Below are 4274 nucleotides of genomic sequence, written 5' to 3'. Positions count from 1 at the left end.
TTCCCGCTGCTTCAGGAAAGAGTAAATCATCTGCATCAAATCAAGCCGGAACTGCCGCAGTGCGGACACATTCAGCGCCTGCCGCCCGGTCAATTCATGCAGATACCGGCTTATCTCCGCACAAAATGCGGAAGTGTCACCATCACTCAGCAGTCTTTCCAGCAGCTCCAGGTCGGGCGGGATATAAGCCGCTTCGTCCACCGACCGTTGATCGATACGGAAGACTTGATTACGGATGTTGATCATTTCTTCATTGAGATGAATCAGCTGCCGGATCATGGGATGCACCGCCGCCAAGCTCTCAGTAAGTCCCAAATGACAGTATACGTCGCACTTCAGGAACCGGTTGGCTTTGGGGATGAGGGAGGCGCATGTGTCTTCAATCTGACCGGTAGAAGGTTCGGCGCTCCATTGTAAAATGACAATCCAGTGGTTCTCGGTGTATTCCAGCACCGTTTCGACCTTGTACAAGGGACTCCTCAGCAGCTCGTTCAGCACGTTGAGCAGGGCGTAATCAAACAGGTCCTTGTCGTTTTTGCCAAGACTCCCGTCATGAGGAAACACCTTGATGATCAGGGGAGTAAACCGGTCGGACAGCTGATAAGGCAAGTGCTGTTCTTCCATAACACGCTGAATGGCCCGGGGTTCCGAGGGAAAGCTTTTGCCCGTGATCAGCTTGCGCCAGAACAGCTCCAGCAGGCGGTTCTGGTTTTTTTTCCACAGCAGCCCCTCGCGCGCAGCCTCCTCAATCGAACGTTCCTCGCTCGCTTTGATTGCCGCCTTGCGGATAATCAGGGCTAATTTGTCAAACTCGATCGGTTTGAGGAAATAATCGAAGCTCTGCAGTTCGATCGCTTTCTGGGCGTAGTTAAAGTCCGCGTAATTCGTCAGGAATATCGCCTGCACCCGGTAGCGCTCCTCCCGGATCCAGGCCAGCAGCTCCAGGCCGCTGCCTTGCGGCATTTCAATATCGCATATGAGAATGTCTACGGCGTGCTGCTGCAAAATTTCCTTCGCCTGGGAAACGTTATAAGCCGTGTAAATTTGCTCAATGGATAGTGCTTGCCAGTCGATTTTGCTTTCGAGCGCCGCTACGACAAAATAATCGTCATCCACCAGTAAAACGTTCATGCGATTCCTCCTTAATCAATGGCTTCCGGCGGCGATACGGGGATGGTCATGGTTACTTCCGCTCCGCCTCCCTCGCGGTTAGAAAAGGAGACGCTCGCTTGACCCTTGTAGAGCAGCTCAAGGCGCTGTATCGTGTTCATTATACCGATCCGGTTGCCGTTCTCCGCGTTCAGCGGCCCACCATGCATGAGCTGTTCTAAAATGTCCGGAGGAAAGCCCGGTCCCGAATCCGAAATCGTGATTTTGGCAAGATCATCCGGCATTACCCTGCTGACCGATAACGTAATGTTCGCCTCGGTGACGCGTGATACGGCATATTTTACGGCATTTTCAATGAAGGTCTGCAGCACGAGCGGGGGAATGCGGATATCTCCGGTTTCTGCATCTTGGGAAATATGATAGGCGAAGGCGTTCCTGTAGCGGTGACGCTGGATGTCGAGATAAATGCGGACATGCTCAATTTCATCCTGCAGCCGCACGAAGTTGTGCCCGTTCTGAAAGATGTAGCGAAAGTATTGGGTCGTCGACATGGCCATTCGCTCGATTTCGCCATACATTTGCATTTGGGCCATGCTGTACATGCTCGTCAGACAGTTGAGAAAAAAGTGCGGGTTGATCTGCAGCTTCATGTAATCCAGCTGGATCCGCTGCTTTTCCAGCTCCTGCTCATACATATCGATCTTGAACCTGCGGATTTGCCCGATCAGATGCTTAAACTGCTGGCTGGCCTGCTCCAGTTCGATAATCTTGCTGTTTTTAAAATCCAATGCGGCGCTCTCCTCGTTCCACCGGGCGAGCGTATCCGAGAAGCTTTGGATCGGCCGCAGCACCCGTTTGTTGAAATAGAGCATGACGATGCAGAGGACGATCGCGATCATCAGCGCCAGCAGAATGATGACCAGCTGGGCTACAGGATGATGGAAGAACGTGAACGCGATGAAGTGATGAGAAATCAAGCCGAGTCGAATCAACAGGAGCAAGATCAGCCCTACGCTGACGTCGAGCTGCTGCCGACGGGCATGAAGAATGATGATTCTGTGCGTATGTACTTGAAGGGAATTGGCCGTGTCGGCCTGCTGAGCACGGAAGAAGAAATCAAACTGGCCAAGCGCGTCGCCGAAGGGGACGAGGAAGCCAAGAAAATCATGGTCGAGGCGAACCTGCGACTGGTTGTCAGCATTGCCCGGAGATATGCGGGCCGCGGCATGCAGCTGTTGGATCTGATCCAGGAAGGCAACATGGGGCTCATCAAAGCCGTAGATAAATTCGATTACACGAAAGGCTTTAAGTTCAGCACCTATGCCACATGGTGGATCAGACAGGCGATTACGCGGGCCATAGCCGATCAGGGAAGAACGATCCGGATTCCGGTCCATATGATCGAAACGATTAACAAGCTGGCACGTATATCGCGGCAGCTGGTACAGGAGCTTGGACGCGAACCCGAAGTGGAAGAAATCGCTGCGGCGATGGAGCTCAGCGTAGAGAAGGTCCGTGAAATTATGAAAATTTCGCAGGATCCGGTTTCGCTCGAAACACCGATCGGGGACGAGCATGATTCCAAGCTGGGTGACTTTATTGAGGATCATGACGCCCTGGCACCGGTTGACTCTGCGGCGTTCACCTTCCTGAAGGAGCAGCTGGGCGATGTCCTCGACACGCTGACAGAGCGGGAAGAGAACGTTCTCCGTCTGCGCTTTGGCCTCGAAGACGGCCGCACGCGCACGCTGGAAGAGGTCGGCAAGGTATTCGGCGTAACCCGTGAGCGTATCCGCCAAATTGAGGCGAAAGCGCTGCGGAAGCTGAGACACCCCAGCCGGAGCAAACGATTGAAGGATTATATTGATTAAACGATAGAGTCTAAGCGAATTCATTCGATTTGGAATTCATTAACCATTTCATATGTCATCCTATTCATTTGAAAGCTGTCTGCAGGTCTAACTGCAGGCAGCTTTTCTCGTTGGCCGTGGCTTGAAGGTCTGAAAACGACCGGCGCTGGTTACACTGATTTTCATAGAAGGAGGTTGGAAGATTGTGATCATCAGTATATTAATCGTGACCAATGTCTGCTGGCTGCTGCTCTATCTCCGGCAGAAAGGGATGTTGATGCATTACCGATCCAGTGCGATCGATACGCTGACCACCCATGAAGAGATGAAAGAAACGCTAAAAATCGGCTTATATCATCGATATAAAAAGGAACAGGGTGAAGACAAGGACGAAGGGTCCCTGGAGTTCGAGGCGTTTGTCGCCGAAATGATGGAAGCGGTAAGGGGAGGACGGACCTATGTCACCCGGGCATCACGCAATTACGGAATCGACATCGAGGAGCACACCGACCATGGCTTGTACCTGGGGCTTGCCGTTTGTGCTGACGACCGGAATCCGGTGGATTACGGCCCCATTGCCGTGGTCCATTCCCAGATGGTGAAGCGCGGTGCCGTCGGCGGGTATGTAGCAACGACCGGGGAATTCACGGCGGGTGCGTACCAGTATGCCGATGAGCTGAACATCGAGCTGTACAATGGAGACAGGCTGGTGGACCTGTGGGTGGGAAGCGAAGAAGCCCAGGAAGAAGAACTGACGGAGTTCAGCCCGGCGACTTGACCGTTGCCCTTGATCTGACTGAAGAAACACCGAGTGCATGCTGTTGATAAGACCGCCTACCCCAGGCGGTCTTTTTGCTGCTTGTGCCTAAATTCGTAAGGAGTCAAGCCGCATTCCTGCTTGAACAGCCTGGAAAAGTACGAATCGTTGGCATAGCCAACCTTTCCGGCGATCATATGAACAGGCATTTGTGATGTGGCGAGCCAATGCTTTGCCATCTGAATTCGGGTCTCGATAATGTAATTGCCTAATGGCACACCCGTTTCCTTTTTAAACAAACGCGCCAAATAATCCGGATTGAGATAGACGGTTTCGGCAAGGCTGTTCCGCGTCAAATCTTCCCCGATATGCTTGCTGATATACAGCTTGATTTCCTCCACGACCGAGTTGGGCTTTTCCGCAAACGTCCGGTACGCCAGAGCAGTATCTACCAGATAGGCGATATACTGCTCCATATCCTCAATCGATTGGAGCGACTGCTGAAACAATTGATCGTTGGTGCTCCCGGAATAGAGCTTATGGGCTTGGATTTCCCG

At 52.5% G+C, this 4274-nt stretch carries 4 protein-coding genes and 1 pseudogene; 2 read left to right on the top strand and 3 right to left on the bottom strand.

From position 1 onward, the window contains the following. Both CPT76_RS13500 and CPT76_RS13495 read right to left on the bottom strand, forming a co-directional pair. Window positions 1–1131: response regulator (locus CPT76_RS13500; protein WP_105443283.1), on the bottom strand; the 1131-nt coding region annotated here is incomplete at its 3' end. A gap of 11 nt (window positions 1132–1142) precedes the next feature. Continuing rightward, the gene (locus CPT76_RS13495; RefSeq protein WP_258168391.1) at window positions 1143–2087 is read right to left on the bottom strand and encodes a sensor histidine kinase; all 945 of its coding nucleotides are present in this window, start codon (window positions 2085–2087) and stop codon (window positions 1143–1145) included. A gap of 45 nt (window positions 2088–2132) precedes the next feature. On the opposite strand from CPT76_RS13495, the pseudogene rpoD reads away from it, so the two are divergent. Beyond that, window positions 2133–2981 (top strand): annotated as a pseudogene (rpoD, locus tag CPT76_RS13490) (RNA polymerase sigma factor RpoD); the annotation flags it as partial. Between the two features lie 184 nt (window positions 2982–3165). Next, a complete protein-coding gene (locus tag CPT76_RS13485) occupies window positions 3166–3738 on the top strand; it encodes a restriction endonuclease (RefSeq protein ID WP_258168390.1) in 573 nt (190 codons plus the stop codon). Window positions 3739–3794: 56 nt separating this feature from the next. On the opposite strand, the gene CPT76_RS13480 is transcribed toward CPT76_RS13485, so the two are convergent. Next, on the bottom strand, window positions 3795–4274 hold a 480-nt coding region (locus CPT76_RS13480), incomplete at its 5' end, for a helix-turn-helix transcriptional regulator (protein ID WP_146116312.1).

The organism is Paenibacillus sp. AR247, assembly GCF_002968895.1.
In the GTDB taxonomy this organism is placed as follows: domain Bacteria; phylum Bacillota; class Bacilli; order Paenibacillales; family Paenibacillaceae; genus Paenibacillus_AQ; species Paenibacillus_AQ favisporus.
Note: the sequence above shows the minus strand (reverse complement) of the source record. Positions and strands in the feature narration are given on the sequence as shown.